This is a genomic window from Metallibacterium scheffleri, from assembly GCF_002077135.1.
GTDB lineage: Bacteria > Pseudomonadota > Gammaproteobacteria > Xanthomonadales > Rhodanobacteraceae > Metallibacterium > Metallibacterium scheffleri.
Genome location: NZ_LDOS01000001.1, coordinates 495,862 through 514,879 on the forward strand (window position 1 = coordinate 495,862; position 19,018 = coordinate 514,879).

Annotated in this window: 14 protein-coding genes; 7 read left to right on the forward strand and 7 right to left on the reverse strand. The window is 65.6% G+C overall.

What is annotated here, in order from left to right:
• Window positions 1-154: 154 nt before the first annotated feature.
• Together Mschef_RS02215 and Mschef_RS02220 are read right to left on the reverse strand one after the other, a co-directional pair.
• Entirely contained in the window at window positions 155-1,210 is a 1,056-nt protein-coding gene (locus Mschef_RS02215) for a LacI family DNA-binding transcriptional regulator (RefSeq protein WP_081126201.1), read from the reverse strand.
• 120 nt (window positions 1,211-1,330) lie between these two features.
• Window positions 1,331-2,647 carry a sugar MFS transporter gene (locus Mschef_RS02220; protein ID WP_081126202.1) on the reverse strand — a complete coding sequence of 439 codons (1,317 nt, stop codon included), beginning with the start codon at window positions 2,645-2,647 and terminating at the stop codon, window positions 1,331-1,333.
• Window positions 2,648-3,121: 474 nt separating this feature from the next.
• Here Mschef_RS02220 and glk point away from each other — a divergent pair, with 474 nt between their 5' ends.
• From glk to Mschef_RS02235, 3 genes are all read left to right on the forward strand, one after another.
• Window positions 3,122-4,144, forward strand: coding sequence for a glucokinase (gene glk / locus Mschef_RS02225; RefSeq protein WP_136256229.1), 1,023 nt, complete (start codon window positions 3,122-3,124; stop codon window positions 4,142-4,144).
• Between the two features lie 110 nt (window positions 4,145-4,254).
• On the forward strand, window positions 4,255-6,990 hold the full coding sequence (locus Mschef_RS02230; RefSeq protein WP_081126203.1) for a TonB-dependent receptor: 2,736 nt from the start codon (window positions 4,255-4,257) through the stop codon (window positions 6,988-6,990).
• 111 nt (window positions 6,991-7,101) lie between these two features.
• Window positions 7,102-8,256, forward strand: a complete 1,155-nt coding sequence (locus tag Mschef_RS02235; RefSeq protein WP_242426422.1) for a glycoside hydrolase family 18 protein — start codon at window positions 7,102-7,104, stop codon at window positions 8,254-8,256.
• Between the two features lie 130 nt (window positions 8,257-8,386).
• Here Mschef_RS02235 and Mschef_RS02240 read toward each other — a convergent pair whose 3' ends face one another.
• Together Mschef_RS02240 and argS are read right to left on the reverse strand one after the other, a co-directional pair.
• On the reverse strand, window positions 8,387-9,043 hold the full coding sequence (locus Mschef_RS02240) for an SPOR domain-containing protein (protein WP_081126205.1): 657 nt from the start codon (window positions 9,041-9,043) through the stop codon (window positions 8,387-8,389).
• The gene (gene argS, locus Mschef_RS02245) at window positions 9,043-10,731 is read right to left on the reverse strand and encodes an arginine--tRNA ligase (RefSeq protein WP_081126206.1); all 1,689 of its coding nucleotides are present in this window, start codon (window positions 10,729-10,731) and stop codon (window positions 9,043-9,045) included. The genes Mschef_RS02240 and argS overlap by 1 nt, the downstream gene beginning before the upstream one ends.
• A gap of 257 nt (window positions 10,732-10,988) precedes the next feature.
• On the opposite strand from argS, the gene def reads away from it, so the two are divergent.
• The 4 genes from def (at window position 10,989) to Mschef_RS02265 (ending at window position 14,522) form a co-directional block, all read left to right on the forward strand.
• The gene (gene def / locus Mschef_RS02250; RefSeq protein WP_081126207.1) at window positions 10,989-11,498 is read left to right on the forward strand and encodes a peptide deformylase; all 510 of its coding nucleotides are present in this window, start codon (window positions 10,989-10,991) and stop codon (window positions 11,496-11,498) included.
• A gap of 2 nt (window positions 11,499-11,500) precedes the next feature.
• Complete coding sequence (fmt, locus tag Mschef_RS02255) at window positions 11,501-12,448, forward strand: methionyl-tRNA formyltransferase (RefSeq protein WP_081126208.1); 948 nt, start codon at window positions 11,501-11,503, stop codon at window positions 12,446-12,448.
• Window positions 12,445-13,764, forward strand: a complete 1,320-nt coding sequence (gene rsmB, locus Mschef_RS02260; RefSeq protein WP_081126209.1) for a 16S rRNA (cytosine(967)-C(5))-methyltransferase RsmB — start codon at window positions 12,445-12,447, stop codon at window positions 13,762-13,764. Before fmt ends, rsmB begins: the two co-directional genes overlap by 4 nt.
• Window positions 13,765-13,847: 83 nt before the next feature.
• A complete protein-coding gene (locus Mschef_RS02265) occupies window positions 13,848-14,522 on the forward strand; it encodes a DUF4124 domain-containing protein (protein ID WP_136256230.1) in 675 nt (224 codons plus the stop codon).
• A 130-nt stretch (window positions 14,523-14,652) separates the two neighbouring features.
• On the opposite strand, the gene Mschef_RS18240 is transcribed toward Mschef_RS02265, so the two are convergent.
• The 3 genes from Mschef_RS18240 to coaBC form a co-directional block, all read right to left on the reverse strand.
• Window positions 14,653-17,022, reverse strand: a complete 2,370-nt coding sequence (locus tag Mschef_RS18240) for a phosphomannomutase/phosphoglucomutase (protein WP_081126211.1) — start codon at window positions 17,020-17,022, stop codon at window positions 14,653-14,655.
• A 174-nt stretch (window positions 17,023-17,196) separates the two neighbouring features.
• Window positions 17,197-17,652, reverse strand: a complete 456-nt coding sequence (gene dut / locus Mschef_RS02275) for a dUTP diphosphatase (protein WP_081126212.1) — start codon at window positions 17,650-17,652, stop codon at window positions 17,197-17,199.
• On the reverse strand, window positions 17,649-18,875 hold the full coding sequence (gene coaBC / locus Mschef_RS02280) for a bifunctional phosphopantothenoylcysteine decarboxylase/phosphopantothenate--cysteine ligase CoaBC (RefSeq protein WP_081126783.1): 1,227 nt from the start codon (window positions 18,873-18,875) through the stop codon (window positions 17,649-17,651). The genes dut and coaBC overlap by 4 nt, the downstream gene beginning before the upstream one ends.
• Window positions 18,876-19,018 lie beyond the last annotated feature (143 nt).

Here is a 19,018-nt window from a genome sequence, read left to right on the forward strand (position 1 = left end):
GCAATGGGGTTTCACCTGATCGCCGCGCGTGGCGGAATCCGCGCAAGATCCGTCCACGCGCAGCCACGGTGCGCACGATGCTTGTGGAGATCCGCAGTGAGGTGAACTGGATGGTTGAAACGTATGCCGCGCGACACAGCGGCCGAGCCGCAGCTCAGGTTGCCGCGGCGGTGATCCGTGCAGGCGCCGTGGAGCCGCGCACGACCAGAACCGGACTGAACCCAGGATTCTTCGGCGCTTTGATGCCCCGTGTCTGAGCATCCGCGACCTGCAGATTCGCCAGCAACAGAAGCGCCGCTTGACGGGCGATATCCTCGGTCGCTTGGTTGGCCGTGGTCAGCGCAGGCCAGGATTGCCTTGAGAACGGGCTGTCTTCGAAGCCCGCGATGGACAACTCGAACGGCACTTCCATTCCGCTGGATTTGGCCGCCGCCAGAACGCCCGCCGCGATCTCGTCGTTGGAGCCGAAGATCGCCGTCGGCCGGTCGCGCAGCGCCAGCAATTTGCGCGCGCCGCGGAATCCGTCGTCGAATGAATAATCGCCAGGGATCACCAGCTTTCGATCCAGTGGCAACCCGTAGTCCTTCAGCGCGCTCTCGTAGCCGAGGTAGCGCTCGGAACTGGACCGATGCGACGTTCCGCCCCAGATGAAGCCGATGCGTTGATGGCCGAGCTGGATCAGATGCTTGGTAATGTCGTAGGCCGCGTCGCGATCGTCCACATACACGCAGGGATAGCCATCCTGAGGATCGGCGGCAGCCGAAATGATGCGTACGAAATGGATGTCGTGCGCGGCCAGCGCGTTGACCAGTTCGGGGCGCTCGGACATCGGTGGCGCCAGCACCAGCCCAGCGAGGCGGGAGTGCCGCACCAGGTCGAGCAATTCCTCCAGCAGCGTGGGCGAGGCCGAGTCGCAAGGGTGGATCTGCAAGCCGAAACCCGCTTCGCGACAGGCTGATAGCACGCCGTTCTGTGCGCTGATGATGTAGTAGGGGTTCGGATTGTCGTAGACCAGGCCCATCGCATGGGCGCGCGCGCTGCGCAGATTGCGCGCCGCAATGTTGGGCTGATAGTTCAAATCGCTGATCGCGCGCAGTACGCGCTCTTGTGTCGCGGCGAGCACGGATGCTTCGCGGTTGATGACGCGCGACACCGTCTTGACGGAAACCTTGGCGCGTTCGGCGACGTCGCGGATCGTGGGATTGCGCAAGCGCTGGGCTCGGATTCGTTGGGGCTTGCGATTGGCAAGCAGTCATGCTCATCAGAATAGTAAGTGAGACAGCATGACAATGCGACCATGCGGCACGCGGTCGCAGCAGACAGTGAATCCTCATTGCGTTTCCATGGTGCCCGCACTGTCGTGCGTATCCAGCCCGACGCGGTGGCCATACAGCGAGTAGTACAGGATATACAGGTAGCACGGAGCCATCAGCGCGAGAAACACCAGCTGGAAGTTGAAGTACTGCATCAGATGCGCAAACAGCTGCGGCAGTACCGCGCCGCCGGCGATTGCCATGATCATGAATGCTGAGCCACGCTCGGTCAGATGGCCAAGGCCCTTGATGGCCAGCGGAAATATGGCTGGCCACATCATTGCGTTGGCAAAGCCCAGCGCTGCGACGAAACCAACCGATACGTAGCTGTGCGTCACATAAGCGCCGATGACCAGCAGCACACCGAGCACGGCTGACCAACTCATGTAGCGTTGTTGCGAGATGAATCGCGGCGTCGCGATCATCCCCACGAGATAGCCGACCAGCATGGCGGTCAGGGTGAGGGAAGTGAAGAAACGGGTCTGCTCAAGCGGCAAATGGAAACTCAGCCCGTAGGTGCCGATGGCATCCCCGGCCATCACTTCGACGCCCACGTACAGGAACAGGCACAGCACACCCAGCCACAAGTGCGGAAACTGCGAGATCCGCGCGGAGCGCACATCGCCATTCCGACGGGATGGCATGCGGTTGGCCTCGCCAGCGTGCACATCGGGCAGTGGCGAGCGCACCACCACGAGCGCAAGGAGCGCCAGGATCGTGGCCATGACGAAGTAGGGCATCTGGATATGCGCAGCGAACGCATTGAGTAGCGCATCTCGTGCCTGGGCGTTGCTGGCAGCATGCAGTCTGGCTTCGAATGTATTGATGCCACTCAGGACCAATGTGCCGATGACGAACGGGGCGAGGATCCCTGCGCCCTTGTTGCAGATACCCATCACCGCGATGCGCTGTGCGGCGCTTTCGATCGGTCCGAGGATGCTGATGTAGGGATTCACGGCGGTCTGCAGCAGGGCCAGCCCGGCACCGAGCACGAACAGACCCGAGAGGGCGCCGGGATAGATGCGCAGTGTCGCGAACTCGCCGAACAGCGCGGCGCCGGCCGCCATGACCAGCAAGCCAAGGCCCATGCCGCGCTTCATGCCGGTGATGCGCAGGATGCTTGCCGACGGCAAGGCCAGAAAGAAGTACGAAAGGTAGAACGCCATTGGCACCAGGAACGCGCCGACATTGTCCAGATTGAAGGCCAGCTTGACGAAGATGATCAGCGGACCGTTGAGCCAGGTGACGAAGCCGAACACGAAAAACAGCCCGCCAATGATCGCGACCGATGTGGCGTAGCCCGCCGACGGCGGGTTGGAACCTGTATTGCCCATCCTCGATCCTCCAGTTGCCTTGCCGCCGGGCACTTGTGGTCATGCGGTGCGTCCGGCCGGGGACCACGACGACGGGTATCGCTACCGGCCATTGCATGTCTTGCTGCCGTCATTGATGTTGAACGATGTCATTCAATAGCCATTCGCGGGTCAATATTGGCACATTCGCACATGCGATGGAACTGCGTGCGAGCCGCGTCCAAGGTGTTGCATCGCAGCACCTGTCAGGCACTCGCCAAGCACGTGTAAATGCCACATATATTATTGTTATAAATGAATTTATTCGATGACATGTGGTGGCCATCCGGGCTGCAATCGGATTTGTTGTGCATGGCAATGTAGCGCGCGTCATGAGGCGTGGATTCGATATTTGACAACGTTGTCATCACTGTGCAGACTGCGGCGCAATTCGACACCGATGTGCGGTACCCAAAACACTTGGACGGAGCGACATTGGCGATACAGAGTCCATCGATGGCTGCCGCAGACATGCAACCCGCGCCGTTTCTTGCGGCCGATGTCGGCGGGACCCATGCGCGCATCGGGCTGGTAAGCCCGACAGGCAAGCGCACAGAACCGGTTGCGCTGTTGCGTTATGCAACCTACGAGTGTGCGCAGTTCGCCAGCCTGGGCGAGATCCTGCGCCTTTTCCTGGCAGACCACGCCTTGGCGCCGGTGTGCTGCGGATCGATCGCCTGCGCGGGCTATCCCGAGGGCGAGCAAGTCATCAACAGCAACCTGCCGTGGCCGGTTTCGATCCCCGAACTGCGCGCAGCGCTGGGTGTTCGCGAGCTTGCCCTGATCAATGATTTTCAGGCGATGGCGTGTGCGACAGAATTTCTCGGCGCGGATGACACGACGCTGATCGCCGGTCCTGCCGCTGTGGCGAGCGGCCCCGTGCTCGTCATGGGACCAGGCACGGGACTCGGCGCTGCCGTGCGCATCCCGACAGAAAGCGGACGCTCGATCATCCTTTCGACCGAGGCCGGCCAGGCAGCCTTCGCGCCTTCGACGCCGCGCGAACTCGCGGTTCTCGATCGACTGCTCCGCAAGGATGCTCATGTGCCGGTCGAGCAACTTGTGTCCGGTCCCGGCCTGCACACGATCTATCGCACGCTCGGCTTGATCGAAGGAAGCCCGGCGCCGCTTGAGTCACCCGCACGAGTCACCGACGCTGCTATCGCTGGCACTGATGCACTGGCGCGCGATGCGCTGGATACGTTCTGCGGATTGCTGGGCAGCGTCGTCGGCGACCTGATTCTGCTCTATGGCGCGCAAGGCGGAGTGTTCATGGCGGGCGGCATCCTGCCGCAGATGCGCGATTTTTTGCAGCACAGCAGCTTTCACGCACGCCTGCTCAGCAAAGGTCCGATGCGCAGCGTGCTCGCGCAGGTTCCCGTGCGTCTGATCGAGCACGGCAACCTCGGCGTGATCGGGGCTGCGTCCTGGTTTTTGCAACACCGATCTGGAGTTTTATCCGTCAAGGACAGGATGTGACGCCCCGGAGCTTGTGCCACAGGGAGTTCGACTTAGACCCGGTCAATCGCCAGCGCGCCTGAGAACCGCTGACCAAGCAGCCGGAACTGCCACGTTGGGGAGGTATGAGTATGAAATTCACCGCATCGATTCTTTCGGCAAGCATTCTCGCAGCACTTTGCGTCGCAGTTCCGGTCCATGCGCAAGACACCGGGACGGCTGATGCCAACGGTAAAAACGACAGCAGCAAGGTCACGACGCTGGCGACGATCAAGGTGGTCGGCTTGCGCCAGAGCCTGAAGAAGTCGCTGGAGACCGAGCGCAACTCCGACGCCATCATCAACGTCATCACTGCGGAGGATATCGGCAAGTTCCCGGCGACCAACGTCGCCGAAGCGCTGGCGCAGATGCCTGGCGTCACCATCGACCGCGTGCTCGGCGCCACCCAGCGCGTCAGCATCGATGGCATGGACCCGAGCCTCAACCTGAGTTTTCTCGACGGCCACCCGGTCGCGCAAGCGCTGTGGCTGTATGGCGATTCGCCCAACCGTGGCTTCAACTACTCGCTGTTGCCGCCGGAAATTCTGGGCAATCTGGAGATCTACAAGAGCCCCGAGGCGCGCCTGCCATCAGGCAGCATCGGCGGCACCATCATCATGCACACGCTGGAGCCGCTCAATCTGCCAGCCAACACGCTGCGCGCATCGGTGGGCTACAACTACAACGACATGGTCAGCAAGGGCAAACCGGATGTATCGCTGATCTACAGCTGGAAAAACAAGAACGACACCTGGGGTATCGACGTGGCGGCCGAGCACTACGAACAGGTCACCAATCGCCAGGGCGAGGAAATCTTCGGCTACACCCCGGTATCGACCATTGCCACTGTCAATCCTGCGGTGGCTGCGCAGATCGCCAATGGCCAGATCCAGTCCACGGCGATCATGCCCAACGAGATCAATTCGGCGAACTTCCAGCAGACGGAAAAGCGCACGAGCTTCATCAGCAACATCCAGTTCCGGCCCAACAACCAGTTCGAAGCAACCCTGGGCCTGATGTACCTGCGCGATCAGCTCAACAACTACAACCAGTCGATGTATGCGTTCCCGACCTGGCTGGCCAGCACGCAACAAGGTATCAGCGGATTGGTACAGGGTCCCAACGGGGTGATCATCGCCGGCAGTCAGTGTGATCCGTCCACGCAGCCCACCTGCCCGACCGGTGCCGCTGGCGCGACGGTGTTCGACAATAACGCGCGGCGTGCCACAGTGACCACCAAGGGCATCGATCTGCGCGCTGCCTATCATGGATACGGCTGGAAGCTGAGTGGCCAAGCCGGCGTCAGCAGTTCGCATGATCCGATCACCCAAGCCTTCATCGAGCCGGTGTATTTCGGTGGCTACAATTGGAGCCTCAGCCAGGGTTTCAACTTCAGCAACCCCGCGGCGGCACAGAATCCGGCCAACTGGGCTGGCTATTACTTCATGGGCAACTACGGCAGTCTGCCCTACTACGCCCGCGACAACTATGCGCAAGCCGACTTCAAGTATGACCTTAACGGGTTCTTCAACGACTTCCGCGTGGGTGTGCGCTGGGCCGTGCATCATGAAGGCCAGACGCTGGATGTTTACACTGGTGTTCCAGTGGCAACGCTGGCCGGCATCGGAGCGGGGCCGCTGACCAACCTGTCGGGCTTGTCCAGCCTCAATTTCTTCCCCGGCAGCGTGTTCCACGTGCAGCCATCCGGACCAGACGCGATCTACAACTATGTGCTGGCGACACCGGGCTTGTTCAACAATCTGTATGCGCCTTATGTCTACGACAACACATTTGGCGTGGCGCAGAAGAGCGAGGCGGGTTATGCACAGCTCGATTTCGGCAATGACGACGGTGTGCGCGGCAATCTGGGCGTGCGCCTCGTGCATACCATCATTGATGCGTCAGGCTTTGTCATCAGCCAAGCTGACGTTGGCACCCTGCCAGCACCCCCTGGCAGCTATCAGACCGTCGGCAATACACACACCAACATCCTGCCGTCGTTCAACATTGCCTACAACCTGACTCCGGATGTAATCCTGCGCGGCGCTGCGGCGGAGACCATCGCCTGGGCGCCATACAACCAGGAAACGCCGTACACCGAAACCAACGATACGGTGCTGACTGGCACAGGTGGCAACGCGCACCTCGATCCCTACAAGTCGTACAACTTCAACACCTCGGTCGCGTGGTATTTCAACGACCAGTCAGTGCTGGCGTTCTCGGTGTTCTATAAAGATCTCAGCAACTACATCACACAGGGCACGGGGATCGAACAGCTCTACAACGGCTTGTACCAGACCGCGCCCAATCTCTACGCCCAGTTGCCCGCCGGCAGCTGCAACGCGACCGGCATTTGCAACTACAGCATCATCCGGCCACAGAATGGCGGACGCGCCGATGTGAAGGGTCTTGAAGTTAGTTACCAGCAGCCGTTCGCGCATACGGGTTTCGGCTTGCGGACCAATCTCACCTACACCGACGGCAGCACGCATACCGGCGGTCTGCTGCCCTACAACTCGAAGTTGTCGTACACCCTGAGTCCTTACTTCGAGAAAGGCCCGCTGACCGCAAGTGTCACCTACAGCTGGCAGAGCAAGTATCTGGCGGGCGGCTATGTGGCGGGTGCGCCCAGCGTGATGGTGGCCCCGTGGGCTGAGCTGGACTTCGACGCGACGTATCAGTTCAGCCATCACTTCTCGGTGAGTTTCGATGCGCTGAATCTTCTGGATTCGACCTACAAGGAGTATGCCGAAGGCAATCCGACGGAGATTTACGCGCGTTACAAGAGTGGCCGCGAGTATCTGGCGCGGTTGAATTACAAGTTCTGACGAAGCCTGTGCGTTGTGGTGCGATTGCGGGCCGGATCAACCCCGAACCGGCCCGCTTTTTTCAATCATCGCCCAGACCAGTCGGGGCATGTCCGAACCATGGTGAGCCTCATGAATCCGATTCGCTGCCGTAACGTGTTCTTGTTCCGCAGCAGCCTGCTGGTAATGGCGGGCATCGGCTTGCTGGCCGCGGGCAGCATCTTCGCCAGGACAACAGCGGTCGCGCCGGACTATCGGGTGGTGGGCTATGTGACACGGTGGAATCCTTCCGAGAACGATCAGTTGCACATGATCAACACGCTGATCTTCGCTTTTGCAGAGATCAAGCACGGTCATGTCGTGCTTGCTCCGGAAGCCGCCGCGCGACTGCGCGAGATCGTGGCGTTGAAGGCTATCGATCCGCGGCTCAGAGTGGAAATCTCTATCGGCGGCTGGGGCGCGGGCGGGTTTTCCGAGGCGGCCAGCACGCCTGCAGGGCGGCGCGAGTTCGCGCGCACCGCCGCCGATCTGGTGGTCGCGACAGGCGCGGATGGCATCGACGTGGACTGGGAATATCCCGGCAGCAGCCAGTCGGGCATCAAGTCCAGTCCGCATGATCGTGCCGATTTCACCTTGCTGCTCAAGGACGTTCGCGCCGCATTGAATGCGGCCGAGACAGCGCACGGACATGCAATGACCCGTCACTACACGCTGAGCATCGCGATCGCGGATGGTCCTTTCGTCAAGGGCATCGACATCCCCGCGGTCAGTCGCTACGTCAGTTGGTTCAACCTGATGACCTACGATTTCGTCAATGCGCTGACGCCGACCACCGGAAACCACACCGCGCTCTATGCGTCGCGCTGGGCGCCGGCAACAGCACGTACCACTAATCGCGCCGTGCGCCAGTTCCTGGCTGCGGGTGTCCCTGCGCACAAGCTCGTCATCGGCGTCGCGTTCTATGGGCGCGCGTTCGCCGACGTGCGCCCTGTGCACCACGGCATGTACCAGCCCTATGGCCACTTCGTCGCCATGATCGCGTGGCCCAAACTGGTCAGCGGTTACATCAACAAGAATGGATTCAAGCGCTACTGGGGCTCCAGGGCCATGGCGGCGTACCTTTGGAACCAGAAGACGCGCACATTCATCACCTATGAAGATCCGCAATCGATCGCAGCCAAGGATGTCTACGTCAAGGCCAACCATCTGGGAGGCGTGATGTACTGGGAGCAAAGCCTCGATCCGGGCGGTACCTTGCTCAAGGCGATCTACCGCGGATTGCAGTGAAGCGGCATCGACTGCGCTGCATGGCGGGTGCCATCACCGCTTCACCCCGGTCAGGTCGCGCATACGCGGCTGCGCAATAAGCCAGTGCCCGACCCATTGCGCGTGTGCACGCGTGCGCTACGGTTCCGGTTCAGCCGTTTTCCTTCAGCGCGATGGTCGGAATGCCGGCGCCGCTGAGCTGGTGCTTGATCTTTTCCAGCTGCGCGGCATTGGCATAGGGGCCGAGACGCACGCGGTACCAGGTCTGCTGGCCGATCTTGACTACCTGCACGTGGGCGACGAAACCCTGCAAGGCCAGCTTGGCCTTGACCGCTTGCGCCTTGGCGTTGTCGGGGAAAGCGCCGACTTGCAGCACATAGCCGCCGCTGCTGGTGGCTGGGCCGACCGCGGCGGGTGTGACGCGCGTGCTGGCCACGGCGGGCGTGGCGCCGGGCGCGACCGGCTGTGGCGTGGCGGCGGCTGCAGCCGCTTGCGCTTGCGTCTCGGCCTTGGCCTTGGCGCTGAGTTCGGCGTCGGGGATCACCACTTCCTTGCCCGGCAGCACCTGATAAAAATCGAAGCTGGGCTTTTTCGCCGTACCCGCTTCGGCGATGCCGCCCTCGCCGGCGCCCGGTGCCGTGGCGTTGGGATTGGCCTCGGGGCCGGCATTGCTGCGCAGGCTGGGAATCCAGCCGCGATGCGCGACGTAGCCCATGCCGCCGGCGCCGATCAGGATGCCGATGCCGACCAGCATCCAGGCCGGCACGCCACCGCTGCGCACGGCCTGCTTCTTGCGTTTGTCTGCCATCACATGTGCTCCGGGGCGGATACGCCCAGCAGGCCGAGACCGTTGCCGAGCACCTGCTGCGTCGCGCGCGCCAGCAGCAGGCGTGCATCGCGCAGCTCGGCGTCCTCGACCAGAAACGGTTCGGCGTTGTACCAAGTATGGAAAGCGTAGGCGATTTCGCCCAGAAACTGCGCGATCTGCTGCGGCTGCAGATCGCGTGCGGCGGTGTCCACTACCTCGGGATAGCGCGAGATCTCCCACAGCAGCGCCTGCGCCGTCGTGCTGTCCAGACGCAACAGCGCGGCCGCGCCGCGCGCCGCGTCGTGCGGCATGTCGCGCGCGCCCGCCTGACGCAGCACGCTGGCAATGCGCGCGTGCGCGTATTGCACGTAGAACACCGGATTGTCGTTGCTTTGCGCGCGCGCCAGATCGATGTCGAAGGTGAGCTGCGAGTCGGCCTTGCGCGCCGCCAGGAACCAGCGCGTGGCGTCGCGGCCGACCTCGTCGATCAGGTCGCGCAGGGTCACGTAGCTGCCGGCGCGCTTGGACAGCTTCACCTCCTCGCCGCCGCGCATCACCGTCACCATCTGGTGCAGCACGTAGTCGGGGTAGCCGGCGGGAATGCCGCAGTCCAGCGCCTGCAGGCCAGCGCGCACCCGCGCCAGCGAGCCGTGGTGATCGGCGCCCAGCTCGGTGATCGCGCGCACATAGCCGCGCTGCCACTTGCTGAGGTGGTAGGCCACATCCGGCACGAAGTAGGTGTAACTGCCGTCGGACTTGCGCATCACGCGGTCCTTGTCGTCGCCGAAATCGGTGCTGCGCAGCCACAGCGCACCACCGTCTTCGTAGGTGTGGCCGTGGGCGATCAGCGCGCGCACGGTTTCCTCGACCTTGCCCTCGGCATACAGCGAGGATTCGAGGAAATACACATCGAAGCGCACGCCGAAGGCTTCCAGGTCGAGGTTCTGCTCATGGCGCAGGGCGGCCACGGCGAAACGACGGATGGCGTCGAGATCGTCCGCCTCAGCGCTGGCGTGAACGGTATGGCCCTCGACGGTGGCGCTGTCGCGTGCCAGGTAGCGCCGTGCCAGCTCGCTGATGTAATCGCCGCGATAACCGTCGGCGGGCCAACCGTCCGAGTCAGGGCCGAGGCCGCGCGCGCGCGCCTGCACCGACAGTGCCAGATTCATGATCTGCGCACCGGCGTCGTTGTAATAGAACTCGCGAGTCACCGCCCAGCCGCTGGCTTCGAGCAGGCGCGCGATGCAATCGCCCTGCGCCGCGGCACGGCCGTGGCCGACATGCAGCGGCCCGGTCGGATTGGCGGAGACGAATTCCACGTTCACGCGCCGCCCCCGACCCTGCGCGTTGTGGCCATAACGCGCGCCTTCGCGCAGCGCGCGCAGCACTTCGGCGTGATACGCCGCTGGCGCCAGAAACAGATTGATGAAGCCAGGCCCGGCGACCTCGGCGCGCGCCAGCAGCGCATGCGCCGGCAGCGCCGCCACCAGCGCTTCGGCCAGTGCGCGCGGATTCATGCGCGCCGGCCTGGCCAGCAACAGCGCCACGTTGCAGGCGAAATCACCGTGCGCGCGTGTCTTGCTGCGTTCCAGCGTGTAGTCGGGCAACGCCTCCAGCGCCGGCAGGCGCGCATCGCGCAACAGGGTGGCGAGGGCGGTATCCAGCAGGGAGCGCAACAGGTCTTTCACGGCGGCTTCGGGTCGGAGCAAACACGGAATCGTAACAGCATGCCCGGCGTTTGCCCGGCCCGCACGCGTGGGTGGGCGTCGGCACCCTGCGCATGGCTGCAGGCGTGCGCGGACCATGGTTCCTCGAGCCCATGGTAATTGCCCGAAGCAATGATCGATCAGGCGCGGCCCGCGCGGCGTGTTTACAATAGCCGCAGCCACAGCGGCGTGCTTGTGATCGGCTCCGCGATCCGCATCTCCGCCTGGGAGGCATCGCCATGGCCAGACTTGAAATCCTCGAATTCCCCGACCCGCGCCTGCGCACCGTGGCGCAGCCGGTCAAGCATTTCGACGCCGCGCTGGCGCAACTGGTGCGCGACATGTTCGAGACCATGTATGCCGCGCCGGGCATTGGCTTGGCGGCGACCCAGGTCAATGTGCACCAGCGCATATTGATATGCGACGTCAGCGAGGATCACGACCAGCCCCTGGCCCTGGTCAACCCGCGCATCCTCGCCCTGGATGGCGCGCAGACCTACCAGGAGGGCTGCCTGTCGGTGCCGAGCATCTTTGCGGATATTGATCGCGCGCTGATGGTGACCGTCGAGGCCGAGGATATCGAAGGCAAAACGTTCACCCTCAAGGCCAGCGACCTGCTTGCCGTGTGTATCCAGCACGAGATGGATCACCTGCAGGGCAAGTTGTTCGTCGATTACCTCTCGCCGCTCAAGCGCGAGATGGTGCGGCGCAAACTGGACAAGCGGCATCGTCAGGCCGCCACGGCCTGAACATGCAGCGCGAACCGTTGCGGCTGGTGTTCGCCGGAACGCCGGCCTTCGCCTTGCCCGGCTTCGCGGCATGTCGCAATGCGCCGGGCGTCCGGCTGGTGGGCGTCTATACGCAACCCGACCGTCCGGCCGGGCGCGGGCGTGCAGTGACCGTCAGCCCGATCAAACAGGCCGCACTCGCGGCGGGTGTGCCGGTGCTGCAGCCCGAGTCGCTCAAAAGCCGGGATGTGCAGGCGCAGCTGGTGGCGCTGGCCCCCGATCTGTTGATCGTCGTGGCCTACGGGCTGATCCTGCCGCGCGCGGTGCTGGCGCTGCCGCGCCACGGCTGCTGGAATGTGCACGCATCGTTGTTGCCGCGCTGGCGCGGCGCGGCGCCGATCCAGCGCGCTCTGCTGGCCGGCGATACGCAGACCGGCGTGTGCCTGATGCAGATGCAGGCCGGCCTCGACACCGGTCCGGTGCTGCTGACGCGGCGCACCCCGATCATCGCCGCGGACACCGGCGGCAGTCTGCACGATCGTCTCGCCGCGCTTGGTGGCGAAATGCTGGGCATCGGCCTGGCGCGACTCGGCGCCGGCACGCTGCCGGTGGCGCAGCCGCAGGCCGAATCCGGCGTGAGCTACGCGCACAAGCTGGTCAAGGCCGAAGCCATGCTTGATTTCAGCAAGCCCGCGCCGGAGCTGGAGCGCCAGGTACGCGCGTTCGATCCGTGGCCGGTGGCCGAGGCCGGGATCGCCGGCGAGCACGTGCGTGTGTGGCGGGCCCAGGCACTACCGGCCGACGTATCCGGCGCCGCGCCTGGCAGCATCATCGATGCGACGCGCGCAGGCATTGATCTGGCCACCGGCGCGGGCGTGTTGCGTGTACTTGAGCTGCAGCGTGCCGGTGCGCGCCGCATCAGCGCTGCCGATTACCTCAACGCACGGCCCGAGTTGCGCGCGCGCGGATGAGTACCGCCGCGCCCGCCGACACCCGTGCCGTCGCCGCACGCGCGCTGGCCGAGATCGCGCTGGGCGGTCGCTCCCTGCGCGAGGTGCTGGCGCAGCAGTTGCCGCAGTTGTCAGCGCCGCGCGAACGCGCCTTCGCCAGCGCGCTGGTGTTCGCCGGTGCGCGCGGCTGGCTGCGCTGGAACGCGGCGCTGCCGTTGCTGCTGCAAAAGCCCTTGTCGCGGCGCCTTGGCGCATTGCATGCGTTGCTGGTGCTGGGCCTGACGCAATTGGAGGATCTCGGCGTGCCCGCGCACGCGGCGGTAGCTGCCACGGTGGAGGCGGCGCGCGCATTGGGCCACGGCGCGCAACGCGGCATGGTCAATGCGGTGCTGCGGCGCTGGTTGCGCGAGCGCACTGCGCTGCTGACGCAACTCGACGCGGATAGCGTCAGCCGCACGCGCCTGCCCACCTGGCTGCTGCAGGCGTTGTACGCGGATTGGCCCGCACAGGCCGATGCCATCATCAGCGCCAGCAATGCCGAGGTGCCGCCGACGCTGCGCGTGAACCTGGCGCGCGTGACGCGCGCGGATTACGTGCAGCGTCTGGCCGCCGCCGGCATCGACGCGCGGCCGCACGCCTGGATCGACAGCGCGGTGACGCTGTCGGCATCGCTCGATGTCACCCGCTTGCCGGGCTGGGGCGAGGGGCTGTGCGCCGTGCAGGACGGCGCCGCACAACTGGCGGCGCTGCTGCTGGATGCGCCGCCCGGCGCGCGCGCGCTGGATGCCTGTGCCGCACCCGGCGGCAAGGCCTGCCACATCCTCGAACGCAGCGCCGTGCAACTGACTGCCCTGGAACTGGCCCCGGCGCGTCTGGCGCGCGTGCGCGACAACCTCGCGCGTCTGCATCTGCATGCCGATCTGCGCATGGGCGACGCAACGCAGCCGGCGCTGTGGTGGGATGGCGTCGCCTGCACGCATATCCTGCTGGATGCACCATGCTCCGCCACGGGTGTGCTGCGTCGCCAGCCCGACGTGCGCCTGCACCGCCGCGCCAGCGATCTGCCCGCGCTGCTCGCGCAGCAGCGCGCGCTGCTCGACGCGTTGTGGCCACTGCTGGCGCCCGGCGGCACCTTGCTGTACGCCACCTGCTCGGTCCTGCGCAGCGAAAACGCCGCGCAAGCCGCGGCATTCGTGGCTGCGCACGCGGATGCCGAAGCGCTGCCTATCGCGTTGCCGGCGGGTCGCGCAGATGGCCCCGGCTGGCAGATCCTGCCCGGAGAGGATGGCCTCGACGGCATGTTCTACGCGCGTTTGCGCAAGCGCGGCAGGTGCTGAAGTCGTGCGGCGTGCCACTGCCGCGAGGCGGCGGCGCGGCTACACTGCTGCGCGTGTCCGTGTTGATATCCAGGAGCCTGCTCGTGATCCCGACCCCCTCGCGACCGTTGCGCCGCCTTGTGCCGAAATGGGTGCTGATCCTCGGCCTGGCGGCCAGCGGCATGGCGCTGGCCGCTACCGCCACCGGCCCGGTGCAATACCGCTGGCACGATGCGCACGGTGTCCTGCAATTCAGCGATACGCTCAGCGCCAACGCGATCGCGCGCGGCTATGACATCGTCAATGCCCAGGGCGTGGTGGTGCAACACGTGCCCAGCCCCGCCGAGCGCCGCGCCGAGGGAGTCGCCGCCCAGGCGCAAGCCAAGCTCGATGCCGCACGCGCGCGCCAGCAGGCCGCGGACGCGCAATTACTGAACGCTTATCCGACCGAGGCCGATCTGCGCAGCGCCCTGCAGGCGCAGGTGAGCAACGTCAGCCAGTCCATGCGCGCCACCGAGATCAATCTGCACAGCCAGGAAAGCAGCCTTGCCGACATGCTGCAGCGCGCCGCCGAGATCGAGCACGAGAAAAAACCCGTGCCGCCCTATCTCACCCACGACATCGCCCAGCAGCGCCAGGTGGTCGAGCAACAGCGCCTTGCCCTGCAGCGCCAGCAGCAGCAACGCGATGCGGCCCAGGCGGCGATCGCGCCGCAGTTGGCGCGCTATCGCCAGATTAAACAGCGGGCTCAGGAGCAAGCCGACAACCAGATGCCGTGAGCCGAGCCGCTAGCCGCGGACGTTTTCCGGCAACCCGGCTCAGGGAAGGCCTGAACACGTTCAGACCTTCACTCAAGCCATGGAAGGCTTGCCACCGACAAATCCAGGATGGACTTGTTCAGAGGTTCTCTCAGAACGGCAGCTGCAGATCCGCCTGCTGCGCCAACAGTTGCGCGCGGAATGCATCCTGGATGCGTTGCAACCCCTCGGGCGTATCGGCGGCGAAGCGCAGCACCAGCACCGGCGTGGTGTTGGAGGCGCGCACCAGTCCGAAACCATCCGGCCAGTCCACGCGTACGCCGTCGAGCAGACTGATGCGGCCGCCATCGAAGTGCACGTTGTGGCGGAACTGCTCGATGAAGGCGTAGTGCGCGCCCTCGGCCAGAGCAATTTTCAGTTCCGGGGTACTCACATCCCGTGGCAGCGCGGCGAGGATCGCGCCCGGCGCGCGCCGTCCAGGGTCGGCGGCGAGGATTTCCAGCAGACGGCAGGCGGCGTACATGCCGTCGTCGAAGCCGTACCAGCGCTCGCGGAAGAAGAAATGCCCGCTCATCTCGCCGGCCAGCGCGGCCTCGGTTTCGCGCATCTTGGCCTTGATCAGCGAGTGCCCGGTACGCCACATCAGCGGCACGCCGCCGTGGCGCAGGATCGCCGGTGCCAGATGCCCCGTGCACTTGACGTCATAGATGACCGTGGCGCCGGGATCGCGCGTCAGCACATCGGCGGCGAACAGCATCAGCAGGCGGTCGGGGAAAATATTCTCGCCGCTGGGTGTGACCACGCCGAGGCGATCGCCGTCGCCATCGAAGGCCACGCCCAGATCCGCGCCCATGCGCTTCACCGACAGCATCAGATCCTCGAGATTGTGCGGATCGGACGGATCGGGGTGGTGGTTGGGGAAGGTGCCATCCACCTCGCAGTACAGAGGGATCACCTCGGCGCCGATGGCCTGCAGCAGTTGCGGGGCGAATGCGCCGGCGATGCCGTTGCCGCAGTCCACCACGACTTTCAGCGGCCGTTCCAGTTGCACGTCGCCGCTGATGCGTTCGAGATAATCGTGGCCGACATCCTGCTGGCGCAAGCTGCCGCCGTCGGCGCGCTTGAGGCGGCCATCGCTGATGCGCGCGTACAGATCCTGGATCGCGTCCTCGCTCAGCGTCTCGCCGCCGACGACGATCTTGAAGCCGTTGTACTCGGGCGGATTATGGCTGCCGGTGACAGCCACGCCGCAACCGGTGTTGAGCAGATACGCGGCGAAATACACCACCGGCGTGGGCACCGCGCCGAGGTCGACGACGTGGCAGCCGGCGTCGCGCAAACCCTCGCCCAGCGCGGTCACCAGCTCGGCACCGGACAGGCGCCCATCGCGGCCGATGACGATCTCGCCAAGGTTCTTCTCGCGCATCAGGTTGCCGATGGCCTGGCCCAGCAGATGCGCGATTTCCGCAGTCAATTGCGTGCCGACCACGCCGCGGATGTCGTAGGCGCGGAAGATGCTGCGATCCAGCGCCACCGGCGCAGCACTGACGGCGGGCGCGGGCGTGGCCGCTTTGGCAACCGCCGCGCTGCTGGGCGCCGCTTGCGGCTGGTCGCGCATGACATCGGCCAAGGTAGGTTCTCCAAGGTGGAAAGAAGTCGAGCCGAAGGCGCGCCGGCGCAGCCACAAAAGTGCAATGCCGGCGCCGAATCCCAGTACCACCCAGAGCAGCGCGAGGGGCAGCGAGTCGGTCAGCACCACATAGTTGTCGGGTGGCAGTGCACGCACGCTCAGCGCACTGCCGGGTACCGGCAGCCCGGCATCCTCGGCGCCGGGTTGGGCGCTGCCGCCGCGCGCCAGCAACAACAGGCCCAGCTGGCGCAATTCAAGGCGCCCGCCGCCTTGCGGCGCGGGCAGTGAATCGAAGCGCGCGCGCAGCGGCGCGAACGGGAATTCGATCCAGGCGTAGCCAAGCAGATGCGTGCCGTGCCACAGCGGGGTCGCGAGGCTGAGGGTTTGCGCACCGGCATTGCCGCGCACTTCGAAAGGCACCATCGCCGCCTTGCTTTGCGCGCGCATCAGTTGCGCCGCCTTGGCATAGCCGAAACGGGCGTAGTCGGCGTGCAGCACTTCGTTGAGATCAGGGCCGAACAGTTCGATGCGGCGCGCTTGCGGCAACAACGCCTGCAGGCGCGTCTGCGCCACGGCACTGTGAACGCCGGCCATGTCCGCCTGCAGGGCGGGATCCTGCAGCGCCAGCGCGATCTGCTTGCGCAGGCCGGCGAACCAATCGCCCAGGTTTTGCGCCGCCTGCACGCGCGTCGGCGTCAGCGCCGCCACGGCCTGCTGCACCTGCCACAGTCCCCAGGTTTGCCAGGTCGAGAACAGGCCGAACAGCAATGCCAGGGTGGCGCCAGCCAGCGTCAATTCGCGGCGCCAGTCGAAGGTTCCGAACAGCGCGCGCCATCCGCGCGGCGACCTGGCGGATGGATGCTGTGCTGATCGATTCTGCGTTGCCGTCATGCGCCTCGTCCTCGCGCCAAGCCGAAAGCCGGGCCAGTGTTGCCGTGCGCGGTCTCGGCATCATGAGCCCGGCGCAGGTCCGTGCCCACTCCCGCCGGATCAAGGTGCACGCGCGCTTGACTCGCGTAGTGGACATCCCAGCCCGGTATCCGTGCGGTGTTTTCCGACATCGCGCTAACCCGTGCCCGTGGAACCAAAACCGCCTGTCCCGCGCGAGCTGGGGGCGAATTCCGCCACCGGCACCAGCTGCGCCTGCGCCACCGGCAGCAGCAGCAGCTGCGCGATGCGATCCCCCGGCGCGATGGTAAACGCCGCTTGTCCGCGGTTCCAGCAGGAAATCATCAGCGGGCCCTGGTAATCGGCATCGATCAGGCCGGTGAGATTGCCCAGCACCAGGCCGTGCTGGTGGCCCAGACCCGAGCGCGGCAGGATCAGCGCGCACCAGCCCGGATCGCCGATATGCAGGGCGAGTCCGGTGGGCACCAGCGCGGTGTCGCCCGGCGCCAGCGTGAGCGCGGATTCGGGCGCGGCACGCAGGTCCATGGCCGCGCTGCCCGGCGTGGCATACGCGGGCAGCGGAATGCTGACGCCGAGGCGCGCGTCGAGCACGCGGTACTGCACCACGATCATGGCGCGGCCGCGCGCACAGCGGCACGACGCGTGGCGATCAGCGCCAGCAGTTCGCGCGCCAGCGTGGTCTTGTCGGCGCGCGCCAGCTCGTGCTGGCCGCCGTGCCAGAACACGCTGATGGCGTTGTCCGCGGTTTCGATGCCCAGTCCGGCGTCGACACGATTGGCGGCGATCATGTCCGCGCCCTTGCGTTCGAGCTTGGCGCGCGCATGGGCCTCGAGTTGCTCGGTTTCCGCGGCGAAGCCCACCAGGAAAGGCTTGGGCTGCAGCGCCGCCAGCGCGGCGAGGATGTCGGGATTCTCGGCCAGTTCCAGGATCATGGCGCCGCCGTGCTTCTTGAGCTTGTGCGTGCTGACCTGCGCCGGTCGGTAATCGGCCACCGCGGCGGCCGCGATCACGATGTCGGCGGCACGCGCTGCATCGAGCATCGCGGCGTGCATCTGGCGCGCGCTGCGCACATCCACGCGCTGCGCCACGCCCGGCGGTGTCGGCAGGCTGACCGGCCCGGCCACCAGCGTGACCGTGGCACCGGCCTGCGCGGCGGCGGCGGCGATGGCGAAACCCATGCGCCCGGAGCTGCGATTGCCCAGATAGCGCACCGGGTCGAGATCCTCCAGGGTCGGCCCGGCACTGACCAGCACGCGCAGGCCGCGCAGGTCGGGCGCCGCCGGCGCACTCGCCAGTTCCTCCAGAACGGCGACGATGGCATCGGGCTCCAGCATGCGTCCCGCGCCCACCTCGCCGCAGGCCTGCGCGCCGCTGTCCGGACCCAGAATCTGCGCGCCGCGCGCCTGCAGCAAAGCCATATTGGCCTGCGTCGCCGGGTGCGCCCACATCAAACGGTTCATCGCCGGTGCCAGCAGCAGCGGGCGTTCGCTGGCCAGGCACAGCGTGCCGAGCAGATCATCGGCCAAGCCGTGCGCCAGCCGCGCCAAGGTATTGGCACTGGCCGGCGCGACCAGTACCACATCGGCCCAGCGCGCCAGCTCGATATGGCCCATGGCGGCCTCGGCAGCGGCATCCCACAAGCTGTTGCGCACCGGCTGCCCGGACAGCGCCTGGAACGTGAGGACGCCGACGAAGCGCTCGGCGTTGGCGGTGAGTACCACGCGCACCTCCACTTCACGCTCGCGCAGGCGTCGCACCAGTTCGCAGGCTTTGTACGCGGCGATGCCGCCGCTGACGCCCAGCAGCACGCGCTGCGGACCGCGCCATGCGCTCATGACACCCACTGCGCGGCGCGCGCGATGCATCGGCACAGAACGATCATGTGGGCGCAACCCGACAGCCAGCAAAGCGCAGAGCTTACCGGATGCCGTGGCCGCCGCCGCTGCGCGCCGCATCACAGGCGCGCGATGCTGCACGC

Coding starts and splice junctions, on each gene's coding strand:
- Mschef_RS02220 (WP_081126202.1), bottom strand. CDS start 2,647: ATGGGCAATACAGGTTCCAACCCGCCGTCGGCGGGCTACGCCACATCG.
- glk (WP_136256229.1), top strand. CDS start 3,122: ATGGCTGCCGCAGACATGCAACCCGCGCCGTTTCTTGCGGCCGATGTC.
- Mschef_RS02230 (WP_081126203.1), top strand. CDS start 4,255: ATGAAATTCACCGCATCGATTCTTTCGGCAAGCATTCTCGCAGCACTT.
- Mschef_RS02235 (WP_242426422.1), top strand. CDS start 7,102: ATGAATCCGATTCGCTGCCGTAACGTGTTCTTGTTCCGCAGCAGCCTG.
- Mschef_RS02240 (WP_081126205.1), bottom strand. CDS start 9,043: ATGGCAGACAAACGCAAGAAGCAGGCCGTGCGCAGCGGTGGCGTGCCG.
- def (WP_081126207.1), top strand. CDS start 10,989: ATGGCCAGACTTGAAATCCTCGAATTCCCCGACCCGCGCCTGCGCACC.
- fmt (WP_081126208.1), top strand. CDS start 11,501: ATGCAGCGCGAACCGTTGCGGCTGGTGTTCGCCGGAACGCCGGCCTTC.
- rsmB (WP_081126209.1), top strand. CDS start 12,445: ATGAGTACCGCCGCGCCCGCCGACACCCGTGCCGTCGCCGCACGCGCG.
- Mschef_RS18240 (WP_081126211.1), bottom strand. CDS start 17,022: ATGACGGCAACGCAGAATCGATCAGCACAGCATCCATCCGCCAGGTCG.
- dut (WP_081126212.1), bottom strand. CDS start 17,652: ATGATCGTGGTGCAGTACCGCGTGCTCGACGCGCGCCTCGGCGTCAGC.
- coaBC (WP_081126783.1), bottom strand. CDS start 18,875: ATGAGCGCATGGCGCGGTCCGCAGCGCGTGCTGCTGGGCGTCAGCGGC.